General features: G+C 69.6%; 18 protein-coding genes and 1 pseudogene. 7 read left to right on the forward strand and 12 right to left on the reverse strand.

Annotated features, from left to right (window positions below; all coding sequences use genetic code 11):
* Positions 1–144 precede the first annotated feature (144 nt).
* Positions 145–2658 (forward strand): DEAD/DEAH box helicase, encoded by a 2514-nt coding sequence (locus tag ACZ4RZ_RS07625; protein ID WP_467742991.1) that lies wholly within the window; start codon positions 145–147, stop codon positions 2656–2658.
* A gap of 52 nt (positions 2659–2710) precedes the next feature.
* Here the strand turns inward: ACZ4RZ_RS07625 and ACZ4RZ_RS07630 are convergent.
* Positions 2711–3139: pseudogene (locus ACZ4RZ_RS07630) on the reverse strand (RNA-guided endonuclease InsQ/TnpB family protein); the annotation flags it as partial.
* Between the two features lie 122 nt (positions 3140–3261).
* On the opposite strand from ACZ4RZ_RS07630, the gene ACZ4RZ_RS07635 reads away from it, so the two are divergent.
* The gene (locus ACZ4RZ_RS07635; RefSeq protein WP_467742993.1) at positions 3262–4128 is read left to right on the forward strand and encodes an acyl-CoA thioesterase; all 867 of its coding nucleotides are present in this window, start codon (positions 3262–3264) and stop codon (positions 4126–4128) included.
* 58 nt (positions 4129–4186) lie between these two features.
* Here ACZ4RZ_RS07635 and ACZ4RZ_RS07640 read toward each other — a convergent pair whose 3' ends face one another.
* Together ACZ4RZ_RS07640 and ACZ4RZ_RS07645 are read right to left on the reverse strand one after the other, a co-directional pair.
* Complete coding sequence (locus ACZ4RZ_RS07640) at positions 4187–5131, reverse strand: DUF6397 family protein (RefSeq protein ID WP_467742995.1); 945 nt, start codon at positions 5129–5131, stop codon at positions 4187–4189.
* Positions 5132–5259: 128 nt separating this feature from the next.
* The gene (locus ACZ4RZ_RS07645) at positions 5260–5673 is read right to left on the reverse strand and encodes a roadblock/LC7 domain-containing protein (RefSeq protein WP_467742997.1); all 414 of its coding nucleotides are present in this window, start codon (positions 5671–5673) and stop codon (positions 5260–5262) included.
* Between the two features lie 95 nt (positions 5674–5768).
* Here ACZ4RZ_RS07645 and ACZ4RZ_RS07650 point away from each other — a divergent pair, with 95 nt between their 5' ends.
* On the forward strand, positions 5769–6197 hold the full coding sequence (locus ACZ4RZ_RS07650; protein ID WP_467742999.1) for a PPOX class F420-dependent oxidoreductase: 429 nt from the start codon (positions 5769–5771) through the stop codon (positions 6195–6197).
* A gap of 53 nt (positions 6198–6250) precedes the next feature.
* Here the strand turns inward: ACZ4RZ_RS07650 and ACZ4RZ_RS07655 are convergent, their stop codons facing one another.
* The 5 genes from ACZ4RZ_RS07655 to ACZ4RZ_RS07675 form a co-directional block, all read right to left on the reverse strand.
* Positions 6251–6856: a GTP-binding protein gene (locus tag ACZ4RZ_RS07655; protein ID WP_399088432.1), complete on the reverse strand. Its 606-nt coding sequence runs from the start codon at positions 6854–6856 to the stop codon at positions 6251–6253.
* Between the two features lie 240 nt (positions 6857–7096).
* Positions 7097–7492 carry a DUF742 domain-containing protein gene (locus ACZ4RZ_RS07660; RefSeq protein ID WP_467743001.1) on the reverse strand — a complete coding sequence of 132 codons (396 nt, stop codon included), beginning with the start codon at positions 7490–7492 and terminating at the stop codon, positions 7097–7099.
* A 19-nt stretch (positions 7493–7511) separates the two neighbouring features.
* The gene (locus ACZ4RZ_RS07665) at positions 7512–7949 is read right to left on the reverse strand and encodes a roadblock/LC7 domain-containing protein (RefSeq protein ID WP_467743003.1); all 438 of its coding nucleotides are present in this window, start codon (positions 7947–7949) and stop codon (positions 7512–7514) included.
* Positions 7946–10477 carry a sensor histidine kinase gene (locus ACZ4RZ_RS07670; protein WP_467743005.1) on the reverse strand — a complete coding sequence of 844 codons (2532 nt, stop codon included), beginning with the start codon at positions 10475–10477 and terminating at the stop codon, positions 7946–7948. The genes ACZ4RZ_RS07665 and ACZ4RZ_RS07670 overlap by 4 nt, the downstream gene beginning before the upstream one ends.
* 63 nt (positions 10478–10540) lie before the next feature.
* On the reverse strand, positions 10541–11314 hold the full coding sequence (locus ACZ4RZ_RS07675) for an MHYT domain-containing protein (RefSeq protein WP_467743007.1): 774 nt from the start codon (positions 11312–11314) through the stop codon (positions 10541–10543).
* Positions 11315–11457: 143 nt separating this feature from the next.
* Between ACZ4RZ_RS07675 and ACZ4RZ_RS07680 the strand changes: the two genes are divergently transcribed.
* Positions 11458–12066, forward strand: a complete 609-nt coding sequence (locus ACZ4RZ_RS07680; protein ID WP_467743009.1) for a class I SAM-dependent methyltransferase — start codon at positions 11458–11460, stop codon at positions 12064–12066.
* Between the two features lie 84 nt (positions 12067–12150).
* Here the strand turns inward: ACZ4RZ_RS07680 and ACZ4RZ_RS07685 are convergent, their stop codons facing one another.
* The gene (locus tag ACZ4RZ_RS07685) at positions 12151–12909 is read right to left on the reverse strand and encodes an alpha/beta fold hydrolase (RefSeq protein ID WP_467743011.1); all 759 of its coding nucleotides are present in this window, start codon (positions 12907–12909) and stop codon (positions 12151–12153) included.
* Between the two features lie 108 nt (positions 12910–13017).
* On the opposite strand from ACZ4RZ_RS07685, the gene ACZ4RZ_RS07690 reads away from it, so the two are divergent.
* Positions 13018–13551: a PadR family transcriptional regulator gene (locus tag ACZ4RZ_RS07690; RefSeq protein ID WP_467743013.1), complete on the forward strand. Its 534-nt coding sequence runs from the start codon at positions 13018–13020 to the stop codon at positions 13549–13551.
* Here the strand turns inward: ACZ4RZ_RS07690 and ACZ4RZ_RS07695 are convergent.
* Positions 13528–14418, reverse strand: a complete 891-nt coding sequence (locus ACZ4RZ_RS07695) for an oxygenase MpaB family protein (protein ID WP_467743015.1) — start codon at positions 14416–14418, stop codon at positions 13528–13530. The two genes, ACZ4RZ_RS07690 and ACZ4RZ_RS07695, sit on opposite strands and share 24 nt — an antisense overlap.
* A gap of 107 nt (positions 14419–14525) precedes the next feature.
* Here ACZ4RZ_RS07695 and ACZ4RZ_RS07700 point away from each other — a divergent pair, with 107 nt between their 5' ends.
* On the forward strand, positions 14526–14831 hold the full coding sequence (locus tag ACZ4RZ_RS07700) for a hypothetical protein (RefSeq protein WP_467743097.1): 306 nt from the start codon (positions 14526–14528) through the stop codon (positions 14829–14831).
* Between the two features lie 134 nt (positions 14832–14965).
* Complete coding sequence (locus ACZ4RZ_RS07705) at positions 14966–15835, forward strand: hypothetical protein (protein WP_467743017.1); 870 nt, start codon at positions 14966–14968, stop codon at positions 15833–15835.
* Between the two features lie 402 nt (positions 15836–16237).
* Here the strand turns inward: ACZ4RZ_RS07705 and ACZ4RZ_RS07710 are convergent, their stop codons facing one another.
* Both ACZ4RZ_RS07710 and ACZ4RZ_RS07715 read right to left on the reverse strand, forming a co-directional pair.
* Positions 16238–16420, reverse strand: a complete 183-nt coding sequence (locus ACZ4RZ_RS07710) for a hypothetical protein (RefSeq protein ID WP_151473737.1) — start codon at positions 16418–16420, stop codon at positions 16238–16240.
* A 104-nt stretch (positions 16421–16524) separates the two neighbouring features.
* Positions 16525–17580: an acyl-CoA desaturase gene (locus tag ACZ4RZ_RS07715; protein ID WP_467743019.1), complete on the reverse strand. Its 1056-nt coding sequence runs from the start codon at positions 17578–17580 to the stop codon at positions 16525–16527.
* Positions 17581–17733: the final 153 nt, after the last annotated feature.

A 17733-nucleotide genomic window follows, 5' to 3' on the forward strand; every position in this document is an offset into this window, starting at 1 on the left:
GCCGTTCCCCGCCCCATTCCTCTTGTACCGCTGTCCAGTTACCCGTGTGCGCTGACGCTTCGTCGGCGCCACAGCGTAGCCTCCGTGATCTTCCGACCAGCATCCGATTCCCCCATCGGGCGGGTTGACGGGCAAGATGGGGGCGTGACCCTTATCGATCAGCTGCCACAGACCGCAGATCCCGACGCCCTCTACGAAGCCTTCGAGTCGTGGGCCGGGGAACGCGGTCTCACCCTCTACCCCCATCAGGAGGAGGCGCTGATCGAGGTGGTCTCGGGTGCGAACGTGATCGTCTCGACGCCCACCGGCTCGGGCAAGAGCATGATCGCCGCGGGTGCGCACTTCGCGGCGCTCGCCCGTGACGAGGTCACCTTCTACACGGCACCGATCAAGGCGCTCGTCTCGGAGAAGTTCTTCGAGCTGTGCAAGATCTTCGGCACCGAGAACGTCGGCATGCTCACGGGCGACGCCTCCGTGAACGCCGACGCCCCCGTGATCTGCTGCACCGCCGAGGTACTGGCGTCCATCGCCCTGCGGGACGGCAAGCACGCCGACGTCGGCCAGGTCGTGATGGACGAGTTCCACTTCTACGCGGAGGCCGACCGCGGCTGGGCCTGGCAGATTCCGATCCTGGAACTGCCGCAGGCGCAGTTCATCCTGATGTCGGCGACGCTCGGCGATGTCTCGATGTTCGAGAAGGATCTGACCCGGCGCACCGGCCGCCCCACGTCGGTGGTCCGCTCGGCGACCCGGCCCGTGCCCCTCTCCTACGAGTACGTGCTGACCCCGCTCACCGAGACACTCACCGAACTGCTTGCGACCAAGCAGGCTCCCGTCTACATCGTGCACTTCACCCAGGCCCAGGCGGTGGAGCGGGCGCAGGCGCTGATGAGCATCAACATGTGCACGCGGGAGGAGAAGGACCAGATCGCCGAGCTGATCGGCAACTTCCGCTTCACCACCAAGTTCGGCCGCAATCTCTCCCGCTACGTGCGCCACGGAATCGGCGTGCACCACGCGGGCATGCTGCCCAAGTACCGCCGACTGGTGGAGAAGCTGGCCCAGGCCGGTCTCCTGAAGGTGATCTGCGGCACGGACACACTCGGCGTGGGTGTCAACGTCCCCATCCGTACCGTGCTGTTCACGGCACTGACGAAGTACGACGGCAACCGGGTCCGGACGCTGCGCGCCCGCGAGTTCCACCAGATCGCCGGCCGCGCCGGGCGAGCCGGATTCGACACGGCCGGCTTCGTCGTGGCGCAGGCGCCCGAGCACGTCATCGAGAACGAGAAGGCTCTCGCCAAGGCGGGCGACGACCCGAAGAAGCGCCGCAAGGTGGTGCGCAAGAAGGCTCCCGAGGGCTTCGTCGGCTGGACGGACAATACCTTCGAGAAGCTCATCGCCTCCGAGCCCGAGCCGCTGACCTCGCGCTTCCGCGTGACGCACACCATGCTGCTGTCGGTGATCGCCCGTCCCGGCAACGCCTTCGAGGCGATGCGGCATCTGCTGGAGGACAACCACGAGCCGCGCAAGCAGCAGCTGCGGCACATCCGGCGGGCGATCGCGATCTACCGCTCGCTCCTCGACGGCGGCATCGTCGAAAAGCTCGACGAGCCGGACGCCACGGGCCGTATCGTGCGCCTCACCGTCGACCTCCAGCAGGACTTCGCGCTCAACCAGCCGCTGTCGACCTTCGCGCTCGCCGCGTTCGAGCTCCTGGACCCCGAATCCCCCTCGTACGCCCTCGACATGGTGTCCGTGGTCGAGTCCACGCTGGACGATCCGCGACAGATCCTCGCCGCCCAGCAGAACAAGGCGCGCGGCGAGGCCGTGGCCGCGATGAAGTCGGACGGCGTCGAGTACGAGGAGCGGATGGAGCGGCTCCAGGACGTGTCGTACCCCAAGCCGCTGGAGGAGCTGCTCTTCCACGCGTACAACACCTACCGCAAGAGCCATCCGTGGGTCGGTGACCATCCGCTGTCCCCGAAGTCCGTGATCCGAGACATGTACGAACGGGCCATGTCCTTCACGGAGTTCGTCTCCTTCTACGAGCTCGCCCGTACCGAAGGCATTGTCCTGCGCTACCTCGCCAGCGCCTACAAGGCCCTTGAGCACACCGTCCCGGACGACCTCAAGTCCGAGGACCTGGAGGATTTGATCGCCTGGCTGGGCGAGATGGTGCGCCAGGTCGACTCCAGCCTCCTGGACGAGTGGGAGCAGCTCGCCAACCCTGAGGAGATGACGGCCGAGGAGGCCCAGGAGAAGGCCGATCAGGTCAAGCCGGTCACCTCCAACGCCCGCGCCTTCCGCGTCCTCGTCCGCAACGCCATGTTCCGCCGCGTCGAGCTCGCCGCCCTCGACCATGTCGACGAGCTCGGTGAGATGGATGCCGACTCCGGCTGGGACGCCGACGCCTGGGGCGAGGCGATGGACAAGTACTGGGACGAGTACGAGGACCTCGGCACCGGCCCCGACGCGCGCGGCCCGAAGCTGCTGTCGATCGTGGAGGAGCCGCAGAACGGTCTGTGGCGCGTCCGGCAGACCTTCGCCGACCCGAACGGCGACCACGACTGGGGCATTAGCGCGGAGGTCGACCTCGCGGCCTCCGACGCGGAGGGTCGCGCCATCGTCAAGGTCACCGACGTCGGTCAGCTGTGAGCACAGGAGAATCCCACACTTGGCTTCACCCACTCGTAAACGAGGGGGATTCTCACGGCTCGCGCCGTGAGGGTTTCTGCTTCGTCGCCGACCGCCCGCCCGGAGTGCTCCGTTGAGGTCTTACACCGGGTCCGCAGACAGACACCGCCAGCCCGGCGGCCTTGAGGTTGATGGCCGCGTTCACGTCCCGGTCATGGGTCGTCCCACAGCCCCCGCACGTCCAGGTGCGCACGCTGAGCGGCATCTTCTCGGTGAGGGTGCCGCACGCGGAGCACGGCTTGGTGGAGGAAAACCAGCGGTCGACGGCGACCAGGTCCCTTCCGTACCAGGCGGCCTTGTACTCCAGCATGGTGCGCATCATGGTCCAGCTCGCGTCACTGATGGCGCGGGCCAGTGTGTGGTTCTTGGGCATGGTGCGGACCCTCAGGTCCTCGATCACGATCGTTGGGTTTTCACGAACGAGCCGGGTGGTCAGCTTGTTCTTCATCTGCGCCAACGTCACAGTGCCGTCCACTCCGGCAGCGAATCGGCGTTCCCTGACCTACTCCGCAGAAATCCCTTTCCTCTCCGCCTCGAAGAGCGGAGCATCCACGGAGGAACCAGATGACAAACCCAGCCGAAAGGCTCGTCGACCTGCTCGACCTGGAGCAGATAGAGGTCAACATCTTCCGTGGCCGCAGCCCGCAGGAGTCGCTGCAACGCGTCTTCGGCGGCCAGGTGGCGGGCCAGGCGCTGGTCGCCGCCGGGCGCACCACCGAGGGCGACCGGCCGGTGCACTCGCTGCACGCGTACTTCCTGCGCCCGGGCCGACCGGGCGTGCCGATCGTGTACCAGGTCGAACGGGTCCGGGACGGGCGGTCGTTCACCACCCGCCGCGTCACCGCCGTGCAGCAGGGCCGCACGATCTTCAATCTGACCGCCTCCTTTCACCAGCCTGAGATGGGGAGCTTCGAGCACCAGCTGCCGCCGGCCCGCGAGGTTCCGCACCCGGAGTCGCTGCCGACGGTGACACAGGAGATCAAGGAACATCTGGGCGCGCTCCCCGAGGCGTTGGAGCGCATGGCACGGCGCCAGCCGTTCGACATCCGCTATGCGGACCGGCTGCGCTGGACACCCGAGGAGGTCAAGGACACCGAGCCGCGGAGCGCGGTGTGGATGCGTGCCGTTGGACCACTGGGCGACGACCCGCTCGTGCACACCTGCGCCCTCACGTACGCGAGCGACATGACCCTCCTGGACGCCGTCCGCATCCCGGTGGAACCGCTGTGGGGTCCGCGGGGCTTCGACATGGCCTCGTTGGACCACGCCATGTGGTTCCACCGGCCGTTCCGCGCGGACGAATGGTTCCTGTACGACCAGGAGTCCCCGATCGCGACGGGCGGACGCGGGCTCGCCCGCGGACGGATCTACGACCTGAAGGGACGGCTGCTCGTCTCGGTCGTCCAGGAGGGGCTGTTCCGGGCGCTGTAGGGACGTGCCCGACCGGCCTGGGGGGCTTGGCGGCGCTGCCGGAAGGTGTGTCGGGCCGTCAGGCGTTTCTGCGCCCCAGCCACCCGAGCAGCTTTCGTGGCCGCTCGGATTCCTCCGTCGTGGGCCGATCTTCCCGAGCGGACTTCCCCGGCCGCGAAGCCACTCGTGGTGAGGCCACCAGTGGTGTGGCCACCGAGGGTGTCGCCACGGAAAGTGAGACCTCCGGTGTCGGGCGAGGTGCGGGGCTCAGCTCTCGGGCTTCGGCGAGAGCCTGGCCCAAGTCGGCCCGGAGCCAGCTGATCTCGTCGGGATCCTGAGCCGTCATGATCCGCGAGGCCAGGTGCGCGGCAGGAGAGTCCGGCGTCCCGTGGGAGGCCCGCTCGGGCCGGAAGCGGTTCAGACAGGCGCGCTCGTACGGATCCCTGACGATCTCCGCCACCTGAACGGGATCGAGCAGCGATGCCACGACCGCGGCCCGCGCCCAGGGGTCCTCGGTCTGCCGCAGCAGGAATCCCATGTGCCGTCCCCGCCAATTGCGCGGGCGCAGGTCCAGGCCGGCCTCCAACTGGTCGCGGAGTCCCTCGGGCGTACGGCCGCTCAGCAGCGGTGCGTTCTGCTTGTCGGCCGCGAACTGCCGAAGCTCCTGGGCCAGATACAGCCACACCACAGCCCGGTAGCGATTGAGATGGAACTTCACCGGTACCACCAGTCCCAGTCGCGCGAAGCGCGTGAACCTGGCGGTCGTCACACCCATGAGGGCGGCGGCCTCCGTGGTGCCAACAGCCTTGACGCGCTCCCGCAATGCCTCGGGAAAGCCGTCCTCGGAGCGCACCCGGTCGATCTCCGCACGAGTGACGCGACGTCCGCCGCCGCCCTCGTCGGGAACGGTGCGCACACATCCGAGGTGCAGGGCGAGGTCGAACTCGCCGCGCCTGAGTTCCAGTTCTCGTGCGGCGCGGCTGAGTGAAGACGTGGCGGACTGTGCAATCGTGGTGCCGGACATGGCGGTTCTCCCCCGTGGAGCGAGTTGCTCGCGCTGGCGTGCGCTTGCTTCGAGAAAAACCGTATCCGGCTCGGCGGACATCGCGGCGAGCCTGTGGATAACTTCGACCGCGGCGACGTATGCGCAGGTCAGAGGTCTACAGCGGGTGTGCTCTCCGGCTGCCGCGCGTCCACGCGCAGATGCTCACCGACGCGGTTCACGAGAAGCGTCATCTCATAGGCGACCTGGCCGATGTCGGCCTCGGCGGCGCTGAGGACGCACAGACAGCTGCCGGCGCCCGCGGCGGTGACGAAGAGCACCGCATCGTCGAACTCGACCATCGTCTGACGCACTTGCCCCGCGCCGAAGTGACGGCCGGATCCCTTCGCAAGACTGTGCAGGCCCGACGAGACCGCGGCGAGGTGTTCGGCGTCCTCGCGCCGCAGCCCCGTGCTCGCGCCCGTCACCAGTCCGTCGTTGGACAGCACCAACGCGTGCCGTATGTGTTCGACGCGCTCGGTCAGGTCGTCCAGCAGCCAGCCAAGTCCCGTGTTCTGCGCCATGATCCGGTCTCCCCGTGGTGTCCTTCCCCCTGTACGGAGGATCTGACCAGCCAGCCTTCCCCACAGCCGCCGTCCGAGCAAGGAGGATGGGCGGCATGGCAGAGAAGATGACCGACGAGCAATGGCGGGCGTTCGTCTCGCACGGCACCCGCACCGGAAAGCTGTCCACTGTCCGAGCCGACGGAAGTCCGCATGTGACGCCGATCTGGTTTCTGTTGGACGGCGACGACGTGGTCTTCAACACCGCAAAGGGGAGTGTGAAGGGACGGAACCTGGCCCGGGACGGCCGGGTCGCGCTGTGTGTGGACCACGACCGGCCGCCCTTCGACTTCGTCGTGCTGGAGGGACAGGCCGAGCTTTCGGAGGACCTCGACGAGTTGCGGCACTGGGCGGCGCGGATCGGCGCCCGGTACATGGGCGAGGATCGCGCCGAGGAGTTCGGGAAACGCAACGGGGTTCCCGGTGAACTCCTCGTACGCGTAAGGATCGAGAAGGTGCTGGCCTACGCCTCCGTGGCCGACTGAGAGCATCGGTCCGCACCGGAGCGGCCGCGCCCCCGGTGCGGTCGCTCTTCCCCTCAGCCGACGGAGTCGAGCAGCCGGGCGGTGTGCACCCGCCCGGCGTACTCGACGAGACGAATCAGCACCTCCTTCCCGGAGTCGCGGTCACGTGCGTCGCAGAGGACCACGGGCGTGCCCCGGTCGAGGTCGAGGGCGCGAGACACGTCCTGGGCGCCGTAGGCGCGAGCGCCCGCGAAGCAGTTGACGGCCACCACGAACGGGATGTGCCGGTGCTCGAAGTAGTCCACCGCGGGGAAGCAGTCCTCGAGCCGCCGGGTGTCCGCGAGGACGACGGCGCCGAGGGCGCCCTGCGACAGCTCGTCCCACAGGAACCAGAACCGGTCCTGACCCGGGGTTCCGAAGAGGTAGAGCGAAAGGCCGGACCTGATGGTGATGCGTCCGAAGTCCATGGCGACGGTCGTCGTGACCTTCTGGTCCACGCCGTCGGTGTCGTCCACCGACTGCCCCGCCTCGCTGAGCAGTTCCTCGGTACGCAGCGGCCTGATCTCGCTGACCGCGCCCACCAGGGTGGTCTTGCCCACGCCGAATCCGCCGGCGACCAGTATCTTCAATGCCAGGGCGGTCATCTCGCCACCCGAGGCGTCGGAGTTCTCGGAGACCATCGATCACTTCTCTCGGGATTGCCGACAACGGTCGACGTCGGTACATCTGTGCAGGGCGTGCGTCACATCTGAGCGGCTGTGCGTCGGTACATCTGTGCGGGAGTGCGAAGGCAGCATCATGGCAACTGCGGCTCCCCTTCGAGGGATTGGACCGCAATTTGACCGTTCTGACCGACTCGCGCCCAATCGGTGCCCGGATGTGGGTTCAAAGAGGTCCAAGGACAAGCCGAGGTGATTCATCTAGAGCGCTCTCAGTCCTGCGATCACCTCGCGGAGAATCCGCTCGTCGGGCAGCTGCGCGGGCGGCACGGGGCGGCTGACGGTGACGCAGCCCAGTTCCAGGAGGTCGCCGAGGAGCACCCTGACCACGCCCACCGGCAGGTCCGCGCCGGCGGCCAGTTCGGCCACCGACTGTGTCTCGATACGGCACAGTTCGATCAGCGCCCGGTGTTCCGGACCGAGCGAGGTGTCGTCGTCGACGCCGGGTGCTCCCGTGTCGAGCGTCACCAGGGCGATCATGTCGAAGCGCACCCCGGTGGGGCCGGGTTTGGTGCGCCCACCCGTCATCGCGTAGGGGCGGACGAGTGGTCCGGCCTCGTTGTCGTACCACTGACTGCCCGGCGTGTCCTCGGTCATCTGCACCGACCGTCCTCGCTCATCCGGCGGCGGGCGGCTGTGCGGCGACGCGCGGCGGCGTGTAGAGGTGCTCGCCGACGCGCTTGACCAGCAGCGCCATCTCGTACGCCACCAGGCCGATGTCGGCCGTGACGGCGGTGAGGAGGGCGAGGCACGAACCGTCCCCCGCCGCGGCGACGAACAGGAAGCCGTCGTCCATCTCCACCATCGTCTGACGTACGCCGCCGGCGCCGAAGTGGCGCCCCGCACCCTTGGCCAGGCTGTGGAAGCCCGAGGCGACGGCGGCGAGGTGTTCGGCGTCCTCGCGCCGGAGGCCGGTGGACGCGCCCACCGCAAGACCGTCGTTCGACAGCACCACGGCGTGACGCACTTCGGCCACGCGCAGCACCAAGTCGTCCAGCAGCCAGTCGAGTTCGCCGGACCGCTGGGCGGCCCTCATACTCGGATCCTGGATCATGCGGGGTCTCCTTCACTGCTGTCGCCCGCTTCCGGGTCGGGGGTGGCACCGAGGCCGGGTGACCTGCCGCCGCCGCGTGCCCAGCCGTCGCGGTAGGCCGCCATGCGGTCCCGTACGAGTTCGGGGGTGCGCTGGTCGTCGTTCTGGGGACCCGGCGTTTCCACCGGGTCCTCGGAGCGCTGTTCGCGCAGTTGGGGTGCGAGGCTCGCCTGCCGTACGCGCCGTGGGAGGTCGTCGGAGCCTTCGGAGTCGTCCGGGGGACGGTGCAACCGCAGCGTGGTGACTCCAGGCGGAGGGTTTTCCGACGAGCCGTTCACAGGGGCTTCAGGGGCCGCCTGTACCGGGCGCACCAGTGCGGGCCGCTCGGTGATGGCCTGGACGGAGTCCTGTTCCGGGGCGGCCGACACGCGCGCGTACTCCCGTTCCGCCGGCCTGTCGGTGTCCGCACGCCGGGGGGAACGTTCCGCCGCGTCGCCGTGCAGCAGGACCGTGGGCAGCAGAACGACCGCGGTGGTACCGCCGTAGGGCGAGGTCCGCAGGTGCACCTTGATGCCGTGCCGGGCCGCCAGCCTGCTGACCACGAACAGACCGAGCCGGTCGCTGTCGAACAGGTCGAGCGCCTCGGACTGCTCGATGCGCCGGTTGGCCTCGGCGAGCGTCTCCTTGCCCATGCCGAGCCCCCGGTCCTCGACCTCGACCGCGTAGCCGTTGCCGACGGGCTCGCCGGTGATCCGAACCCGGGTGTGCGGCGGCGAGAACTGTGCGGCGTTCTCGACGATCTCCGCCAGCAGGTGCGTGAGGTCGGCCACCGCGGCTCCGACCACGGAAGCCTCGGGAAGCTGTCGTACCTCCACGCGCGCGTAGTCCTCGACTTCGGAGACGGCCGCGCGGACCACGTTCGTCAGTGAGACCGGCATGCGCCAAGCCCGGCCGGGCGCGGCTCCGGAGAGGATGATCAGGCTCTCCGCGTGGCGCCGCATCCGTGTGGTGAGGTGGTCGAGCCGGAACAGGTCGCTCAGCTCGTTCGGGTCCTCCGACCTGCGCTCCATGCTGTCCAGCAGGCTCAGTTGGCGGTGCACCAGAACCTGGCTGCGGCGGGCGAGATTGACGAAGACTCCGGAGATTCCGCTGGCGAGTTCCGCACGCTCGACGGCGGCGCGCAGAGCGGCTCGGTGCACGGTGCCGAGGGCCTCCGCGACCTGTCCGGTCTCGTCCTCCGCGGGCGGCCCGGGCGGGGCCTCGGCGCGGACGTCGATCTCCTCGCCGGCTCGCAGTCTGCGCATGGCCTGCGGCAGTTTGCGGCGCGCGATCTCCAGGGCGCTGTTGCGCAGGCTCACCAATTCGACGACGAGCCCGCGTCCGATACGTACGGAGATGACGAGCGACGCGACGACGGCAGCGAGCCCGAACAGGACCGCGGCACCGGCGGGGGTGAGCACACCGCGTGTGAACGGGTCGGCCCGGTTCGCGACACCGCGGCCCGCGTTCGCCTCGATCGAGCGCATTCCGTCCTGCACGCGCGCGTGGGCCGTGTTCCAGTCGGCCTCCGGCGCGGCGTCGATCGCTTTGCCACCGGGCCGGGAGACGAGCACCTTGTCCTCGACGGTGCGTACGTCGGCGTACGCGCTCCCCTCCACGAGGTCGTGCCAGGCGGCTCGTTCGGGCCCACGCAGATCCGCGACGGCCGAATCGGTCAGGGTACGGCGGGTGTCGACGGCACCGGTGAACAGCCGCAGCCGTTCACCGTCGAGGCTCCCGGCGACCCGGGCGCCGGACAGCACCGCGTCCTCCCGGGCCAGTGCTTCCCCAGCCCGGGAGAATTCGAGCAGCACGCGCGCGTCGGAACCGAGGTCGGCGTCCTGGATGCCGGTGAGCGCGCCGCCCACGCCGAAGGCCGTCGAGATGGTCTTGGTGTACTGCCCGTACGCCTCGTCCCATCCGGTACGGCGGTCCAGCACGGCGGTGCGCAGGGACCGCACTTGTTCGGCTGCGGCGACGAAGGCTTCGAGGCGCCCGGCCACTCCCGCCGGCAGGTCGGCACCGTCGGCGACGGTGTTGTGGTCGCCCAGTCGCAGCTTCGCCACCGCGCGGTCGGTGCGCCGCGCCAGTGTCTTGAGGTCGTTCGGCTGTTCAGTGGCCGGGGCGGTCGCGTAGCGGACGGCGGCGGCGCGTTCGGCCTGGAGGGCGGCGACGGCTGCGTCGACCGGGGCTCGGACCGTCGAGTCCACGCGCTGCAACTGCCGTAGCCGCGCGACGTCCTGGGCGGTGCTCACCGTGGCGTACGCCCACAGGGCGAGCAAGGAGATGACCGGCACCATCAGCAGGCAGACGATCTTGGCTCGTACGGTGCGGGGCCGGACGCGCCACCCTCCCGCGCGCGTGGGTGCCTCCGGCGGTGACCCCGCGACGGTTTCGTCGTTGTCCGCGCGCTCGTCGGCCGGCGGGCCGGCGTGCGCGCGGCGACCGCGCGCCAAGGGCTGGGGCGGCGGCTCGGCGCCGGCTGTCGGGGTTCTACGGGGTGTACGCATGGCCTCCTCGCTCGGAAAGGTTCGGGGCGTGCCTTCCGGGCCGTCGTGGCTCCGGGCCCGCCGCTAGCGGGCGGCGCTCTCGACCGGCCGCTGGGCCGATGCGGATGCTTCGCGTTCGTCGGACGTCGGCGACAGCGCGACGAACGCCGATGTCAGGAAGAGATAGGACCCGAGGCCGACGGCGAGGGGGAAGATGAACTGCATCGCCGTGGCCCCGGGCAGGGCCTGGGTGGAGGGGCTGACGCGCACGCTCACCGCCATCATTCCGGTGTAGTGCATGCTGCTCACCGCGCCGCCCATGACGAGGGAGGCGACGGCGACCGCCACGGGCGACTTGATGTTGAGTGCCGCCCACAGGGCCGCGGTCGCCGCGACCACGGCGATCACGACGGAGAGGCCGATCAGGGCCGGGTCGTAGTGCACCTGGCCGTGCAGCCGCAGCGCGGCCATGCCCAGGTAGTGCATGCTCGCGACACCGAGTCCGGTGGTGAGCCCGCCCAGGAAGAGTGCACGGCCCCGGTCGCGGCTGTAGCCGACGGCGAAGACGCCAGCGCCGACGACGACCATGGCGACGAGCAGACTGAGGATGGTCAACGGCACGTTGTAGCGCATCTCCGTGCCGGTGACGCTGAAGCCGAGCATCGCCACGAAGTGCATGGTCCAGATGCCGGTGCCGATCGCGGAGGCCGCGGTGAGGAGCCAGTTGCGGCGCGACCGCCCGGTGGCGCCGAGCGCGCGGACCGTGCAGCGCAGCCCGAGGGCGGCGCCTATGCAGGCCATCACGTACGACAGCACGGGGGTCAGCCAGCCGAAGGCGGCGTGGTCCAGGTGTCCCATGGCCCAGGGACGCTAGTCCGGGCAGAGGCGCACAACAGGGGCGCATTTCGAAAGCTGTTGGAATATGACGAAGAGATGTACCTGAACGATCGCGTCACGCTCGAACGTGTGCACCGCGACGTCCTTCGTGTCGGTGAGGGATCATGCGGAGCATGAGCGACGACCACACACACGTCCAGGAGTTCTTCACGGCCCGCGCGGCGGACTGGGACGAGCGGTTCCCCGACGACGGGCCGGCGTACGCGGCCGCGGTCGCCGAACTCGGTCTGCGCGAGGGCGACCGCGTGCTCGATGCGGGCTGCGGCACCGGCCGCGCCCTGCCGCCGCTGCGAGCGGCCGTGGGGGCCTCCGGAGTGGTCATCGGGGCCGATCTGACCCCGGCCATGCTGGAGGCCGCCGTACGGGCCGGACGGGACCGGGACGGGCAGTTGCTGCTCGCCGACGTCGCCGGTCTTCCGTTCCGCACCGAGTCGCTGGACGCGGTGTTCGCGGCGGGCCTCATCGCGCACCTGCCGAACCCGGCGCAGAACCTCCAGGAGTTGGCACGCGTGGTGCGGCCGGGCGGCACCCTCGCCCTCTTCCACCCGATCGGCCGAGCGGCGCTCGCGGCCCGTCAGGGCCGGCAGATCACCCCGGACGACCTGCGCGCGGAAGGCAACCTCGGTCCCCTCCTCGCCGGTTCCGGCTGGGACATGAGGTCATACGTCGACGAGGACGTCCGCTTCCTCGCGCTGGCCGTACGCCGCGGCTGAGGCGGCAACCTCTTCCTCCGCGCGTGAGGCGTCAGCCCCTTACGGCGCGCCTGGGGCGTCAGCCCCTCCGGTCCGGCTGGAGCCTCAGTCCCTTCGGGCGATCTCCGCCGCGAAGGCTTCGGGGTTGTCGAACATGACGTTGTGTCCGGCCCCGGGCACGGTCACGACGCGTACTCCGGCGGCCTCCAGGCCTTCCCTGCCCGGGAGTTCACCGGTCAGCTCGCCCTGAAGGTAGACGCGGTCCGCCGTCAGCTCTTCGAGCATCCGGCGCATCGTGGGGTTCGTGCCGCGCCTGAGCCCCGCAGCCGTGCGGTGCAGGGCGCGCGGATCGGCGAGTCGCATGGTGGCCGCCCAGGAGGGACCGACCTTCGCCAGCACGCGCGCGTGGCCGCCGTTTTCGACGTAGTCGTCCTCCTCGTAGGAAGCGATGCCGCTGCTGCCCGCGGTGAGCGGAGGGTACGGGTCGAGGTTGGCCTCCGTCAGGACCAGCCGTGAGACGAGTTCGGGGCGCCGGTGGGCGAGCACGATGGCGACGGCGCCGCCCATGCTGTGCGCGACCAGTTCCGCGCCGGCGAGGTGAGCCGCATCCAGGGCCACCGCCAACGCGTCCGCGTGGTCTTCCAGGGTGTAGCCGAAGTCCACGGGCCGGTCGCTGATGCCGTGACCTGGCAGGTCGACGAACAGGGTGCGGCGGCCCGCCAGTTCGGGCCGGGCCGCGATATGGGCGTGGTAGACCGTCGAGGCCGAACCCAGTCCGTGCACGTACACCCGCGCCGGTTCCGCGCCCGCCGCCTCCGTCCAGCGGATCTGGCTTCCATTGCTGTCGAACTCGGCCTGCCGCATCACGCACTCCCCTGTGCCGCTTCATGGTCTTCCACGCCTCCAAGAGGATACCTCGGAACCGATGTATAGAGGAAGCGATGTACAGCGAGAGTGCGGCATAATGTGGACATGCTGGAGCTGGCCATCCTTGGTTTTCTGTACGACACCCCGCTGCACGGCTATGAGCTGCGCAAGCGCATCAGTGCGCTGACCGGGCATGTGAAACCCGTGGCCGAGAGCACGCTGTATCCCGCGATCAAGCGGTTGGAGAAGGCGGACCTGCTGGCGCGAGCGACCGAGCCCGGTTCCGTGGCCGCCCCTCGTCACGTCCTGACGCTCACGGAGGAAGGCAGAAGCGAGCTGCGCCGCCGGCTGGCGGAACCGGCACAGCGCGACATCACGGACGAGAATCGCTGGTTCACGCTGCTCGCCTTCCTCAGGCACCTGGAGGACCCGAGGGCGCAGGCAGCCGTACTGCGGCGCAGGCTCGCCTTCCTGGAGGAGCCCGCGAGCTTCTTCTACGAAGGTGACCGGCCTCTGTCCGCCGAGGAGCTGGACGACCCCTTCCGGCGCGGCATCCTCACCATCGCGCGAGCCACGAGCCGGGCCGAACTGACCTGGCTGCGGGCCACGATCGACTCACTCGGCGCTGGTGGCCGGTGAGACGGGGCAGCCCCGCACACCAGGCACCGGACAGGTGCCCAGCTCTGCGACGCGGTAGCCGTCCGGGTAACCCTTGATCTCCCAGTTCTGCCTCGCGAAGTGCGGGGCACGGCGCGGCGGCATCAGCCGAACCAGCCGACCACGCGCGCGCACCGCGCGGCGGACCCACGCGCGCGTCGTGGCGCCCGGGGCTTCGTACCGGAAGGCCTGCAACAGCGAATCGTCGAGCAGGGCCAGGGTCGAGGCACGCAGCAGCGGTGCGAGCGGACGCGGGTACCAGGAGGCCATCAGGTCCAGCGTCGCGTCGGAGATCCGGCGCGCACCCTCGTCCCACCCGAAGTGCGCCTCTTCGTAGGCGTCGAGACAGGCCTCGAATTCCTCGTAGGTCTCGGGAACGTCCTTGATGCCCATGTGCCGCCCAAGGGTGCGATAGTGCACGGTTGACGCGACGATCTCGTGACGCGACAGCCTGCGCCATCCATAGGACTCGATCCACCTTTTGGGCATCACCACGAAGGTGCAGAGCACGTAACGCATGTCTTCATTGCTGATGTCGTAGCTGCGGTGCATCTGGTTGATGCGGCGGATCGCCGTGCGGCCCTGCTCTCCGTCGAAGCCGTGCTCGACGATGGCGTCGAGGAGCAGCGCCGTGTCGTCGTAGCGCTTCTGTGTGCGGTTCGTGAGTTCCGCCGTCTCGGCGAGGAGCCGGCCGATGCTGGGGACGGCGTAGGTGCGGTAGAGGGCCAGTTCCAGGGCGCGGGTGAAATCCCAGGGGAATTCGTACGCGCAGGTGAGCCGGTAGATCTCCGACGCCTCCTTCTCCGGGTCCATCCGCCGGATCCGTTCGAGTCGCTCGTAACGCTTCACCGGGCTGTCCCCCTTCTGTCGCCGCGGCTCCAACTCTACGTTGAGTAGCAGCAGATGAGCGATCAGCGATGACCATCGCACAGGGGGAAGGTGGCCTGATGTCCGACGTGTTCGGCAGACTCCGCAAGAAGTGGCGCAAGAAGACGGCCGAGCGGTCCGAGGAGCGGCAGCCCGCGACGCCGCGGCCTGAGAGGCGTGCGCACAACCTGTTCGAGGCGGCCGCGGCGTACGTGTCGGCGTGCGCCGAGGACGACCAGGACCAGATCGACGAGGCAGCCGCCTGGGTGTCGCCGGAGGCGCTGTCGTTCGGGGTGAACGAGCTCGCCTGCCGGGCCGTGATAGCCCTGGCACGGGAGCGCGACGAGTCGCCGCGGACGGTGGCCCGCACGCTGCTCGGACTACCCGTGGCCTGACCCTAGGGGCCGGAACGGTCGTTTCGCCCCTGTCCAGCCGGATAACTGCAGCTCCGCGTGTGCTTCGGGCCCGTGACAAGCGCCTTCCGCTCGCATTATGGTGCGCCGACGAACGTAGCTATGGGGAGGCTGGGATGGCCGGGACGGACGATGGCGCCGTCGCCATCGGGGACGACGACGCACTGGACGAAGACGCGCTGTATGTGCTGACGGCGGTGTTGCTGACACCCGCGAAGTTCCCCAGCGTGCTGGGGGACGACTACCCCGAGGCATGCGGGGCGCTCGGTCTCGCGCCTCTCGCCGACGGGTACGGTCTCGTGCTCGGCCAGGACGGCGATGGCGCGCGGTGGACGGTCGTCGTCGACGACGTCTCGCTGGTCGCCGTCGCCATCGCGTCCTGGGACTGCGGGATGGAGCACGACCTGTCGCCGGACGAGCGCACGGTCGTCTCCGCGCTGCCCGGCTGGCCCCTCGAGGTCGCCGTCTCGGCCCCCGGGGTGCCGGCCCCGCACGACCCCGCGCCCGAGCTCACGGAGCGGCCCCCGCTCAGCCCGCCGGACACCGCCACTTGGGGTCCGGCCCAACGGCGGCTCGGCGCCGACGAGATCGCCCTGCAGTGGGCGATCTGGCGGGAGCAGATCGACGACGCCGAGTTCGTGACGTCGGAGGGCGAGGCCCAGCCCGAGGTGGCCCGGGCCGAGGACGCGGCTCAGGAGGAGAGCGGCGACGGCGAGGCACGCAGCGGTGTCCGCCGGGTGCTCGCGGAAGCCCGCTCCTATGTGGACACACCGCCTCCGCTCGGCCGTGTCCGCTCGTCCTTCGCCACGGGCGACGCCCGGACCCTGCGGGCCGACGGCCCCGGCTGGTCCTTGGTCGCCAGGACCGACGACATCGCGTTCGTCCTCCTCGACGAGGAGCCCGGAGAGGTCCTGCCCGTCGGTCGCGGACCGGAACTGCCGGGTCTCCTGGAGGCCCTCGACAAGATGGCGGTACGCCCGAGCTGAGGCGCGGTTCCGCGCGGAACCCCTGCGAGACGGCCATCGGCCGTTCTCGTCAGCGGCTCGCGTCCGCGTCGTGGCGGGTCGCCCTGATGTCGCTCAGGGCGCGGCGTGCCACGAACGGCGCCGTGTGCCGTTCGTCGGGTCACCGGCGGCGAGGGCGCGGTGGGTCGAGGGCGTGGTGGAGGGATTCGTACGCGTGCGGGGTGACCGTGCCGGCGTAACGCGCCGGGGCACTCCTGCGTGCGGGAAGGGCAGGAAGTCGAAGTGGGCCCTCGGTCGGGCCGAGGCAGGTGGATCCGCCTCGCGTCGCATTGCCGCTCGCGGACCGTACCGACGGCACGTCCGCGAGCGGCGATGCGCTGAACTCGTGCGCGCTGGACGGAGCAGCACCAGGGCGGTGGCTCCTCAGCGGCCGAGCTCCTTGCGCGTGACGCGGCGCAGCCTGCGCCGCTGCGAGGGGTCCAGCGCAAGGTATGCGGCCGCCGGGACTCCCAGCACGATCAGGAAGGCGGCCCACCAGGGCAACCAGATCAGCAGGATGAGCCCGACCGCCACACCTCCCGCAGCGATCTTCGCGTTCTTCGACATGTGTGTCGCCTCCTTCGCGGCTGCTGCCGCTCTCTGTCCTGAGAACGGGTCCCTGCCTCCCACGGTTCCGGACCGCGACCCTGATACGTCCCTGAGCCGCGCCCCTACTCAACCCTGAGAGGCTCCCCGACCTCGTACATGTGGCGGAGGGCCTGCCGGTAGGAGTCGACGAGCCCGGTCTCCGTGTAGGAGATACCCAACTCCTGGCAGTGTGCGCGCACCAGGGGCTGGACAAGGCGCAGATGCGGGCGGGGCATGCTGGGGAACAAATGGTGCTCGATCTGGTAGTTCAGGCCGCCGAGGAACCAGTCCGTCAGAACAGCTCCGCGGACATTGCGCGAGGTGAGCACTTGGCGACGCAGATGCCCCCAGCGCTCGCCGTCCGGGTCGGGCATTTCCATGCCCTTGTGGTTGGGCGCGAAGGCCATGCCCAGATGCAGGCCGAAAAGCGCCTGGTGGAGGGCGGCGAATACCAGGTCCTTGCCGAGCGACATAGAGGTGAGCAGCAGCGTCGCGTAGGCGGCGACGTGGGCCACCAGCAGCAGGGCCTCCACGGCCCGCTCACGCGGCGGCTGCCTGCGCAGGTCTTGGAAACCGTGGACCTTCAGGGCGACGCCTTCGAGGAGGGTGAGCGGGAAGAAGAGCCAGGCCTGGTTGCGGGTCAGCCAGCGCCGGAAGCCGGACCGGTCCTTGGCCTGCTCACTGGTGAACACCAGGACGTCGGCGACGACGTCGGGGTCCTTGGCGATGTGGTTGGGGTTGGCGTGGTGGCGATTGTGCTTGTCGTTCCACCAGGAGTAGCTCATCCCCAGGAGCAGGTTGCCGTGGATCAGGCCGATCACGCGACCGACGGACTTGTCGCTGGTGATCTGCGAGTGGCCTGCGTCGTGGCCTATGAACGCCGTTCGGGCGCCGAGGACGGCGAGCACCGGGGCGAGGAGCAGTGTCCACCAGGAGTTGCCGATCAGGGCGACGCCGGTCACAACCGCGGCCAGGGCCAGCGCGTTCGCGGCGATCTCCCGCGCGTACCAGCCATGGCGACACCTCAGGAGGCCCCGGTCCTTGACGGTACGCAAGAGGGGCGCGAACTCGCTTCCGGGGGTCTGCCCGACGCTCGTCCCTGGAAGGTGTTCCGCGAGGACTGCGACGGTCTGGGGCATGGCGGGTCTCCGGTCTCTCAGACAATCGGGCTGACCTGATGAAACGTACGAATCAGTGACCTTCGGCGACCATGGCGCCACCACCCGTGTCGGTGCGGGGGCCTCCCGGCGCACGGTAGGGGTGCTGGCTGCACCCCGCGCGAGGTGACCCAC

The organism is Streptomyces sp. NPDC027189, from assembly GCF_055566975.1.

Excerpts from the sequence above, each read along its gene's own strand:
- ACZ4RZ_RS07635 (WP_467742993.1), top strand. The coding sequence starts at position 3,262 with ATGACAAACCCAGCCGAAAGGCTCGTCGACCTGCTCGACCTGGAGCAG.
- ACZ4RZ_RS07640 (WP_467742995.1), bottom strand. The coding sequence starts at position 5,131 with ATGTCCGGCACCACGATTGCACAGTCCGCCACGTCTTCACTCAGCCGC.
- ACZ4RZ_RS07645 (WP_467742997.1), bottom strand. The coding sequence starts at position 5,673 with ATGGCGCAGAACACGGGACTTGGCTGGCTGCTGGACGACCTGACCGAG.
- ACZ4RZ_RS07650 (WP_467742999.1), top strand. The coding sequence starts at position 5,769 with ATGGCAGAGAAGATGACCGACGAGCAATGGCGGGCGTTCGTCTCGCAC.
- ACZ4RZ_RS07655 (WP_399088432.1), bottom strand. The coding sequence starts at position 6,856 with ATGGTCTCCGAGAACTCCGACGCCTCGGGTGGCGAGATGACCGCCCTG.
- ACZ4RZ_RS07660 (WP_467743001.1), bottom strand. The coding sequence starts at position 7,492 with ATGACCGAGGACACGCCGGGCAGTCAGTGGTACGACAACGAGGCCGGA.
- ACZ4RZ_RS07665 (WP_467743003.1), bottom strand. The coding sequence starts at position 7,949 with ATGATCCAGGATCCGAGTATGAGGGCCGCCCAGCGGTCCGGCGAACTC.
- ACZ4RZ_RS07670 (WP_467743005.1), bottom strand. The coding sequence starts at position 10,477 with ATGCGTACACCCCGTAGAACCCCGACAGCCGGCGCCGAGCCGCCGCCC.
- ACZ4RZ_RS07675 (WP_467743007.1), bottom strand. The coding sequence starts at position 11,314 with ATGGGACACCTGGACCACGCCGCCTTCGGCTGGCTGACCCCCGTGCTG.
- ACZ4RZ_RS07680 (WP_467743009.1), top strand. The coding sequence starts at position 11,458 with ATGCGGAGCATGAGCGACGACCACACACACGTCCAGGAGTTCTTCACG.
- ACZ4RZ_RS07685 (WP_467743011.1), bottom strand. The coding sequence starts at position 12,909 with ATGCGGCAGGCCGAGTTCGACAGCAATGGAAGCCAGATCCGCTGGACG.
- ACZ4RZ_RS07690 (WP_467743013.1), top strand. The coding sequence starts at position 13,018 with ATGCTGGAGCTGGCCATCCTTGGTTTTCTGTACGACACCCCGCTGCAC.
- ACZ4RZ_RS07705 (WP_467743017.1), top strand. The coding sequence starts at position 14,966 with ATGGCCGGGACGGACGATGGCGCCGTCGCCATCGGGGACGACGACGCA.
- ACZ4RZ_RS07710 (WP_151473737.1), bottom strand. The coding sequence starts at position 16,420 with ATGTCGAAGAACGCGAAGATCGCTGCGGGAGGTGTGGCGGTCGGGCTC.
- ACZ4RZ_RS07715 (WP_467743019.1), bottom strand. The coding sequence starts at position 17,580 with ATGCCCCAGACCGTCGCAGTCCTCGCGGAACACCTTCCAGGGACGAGC.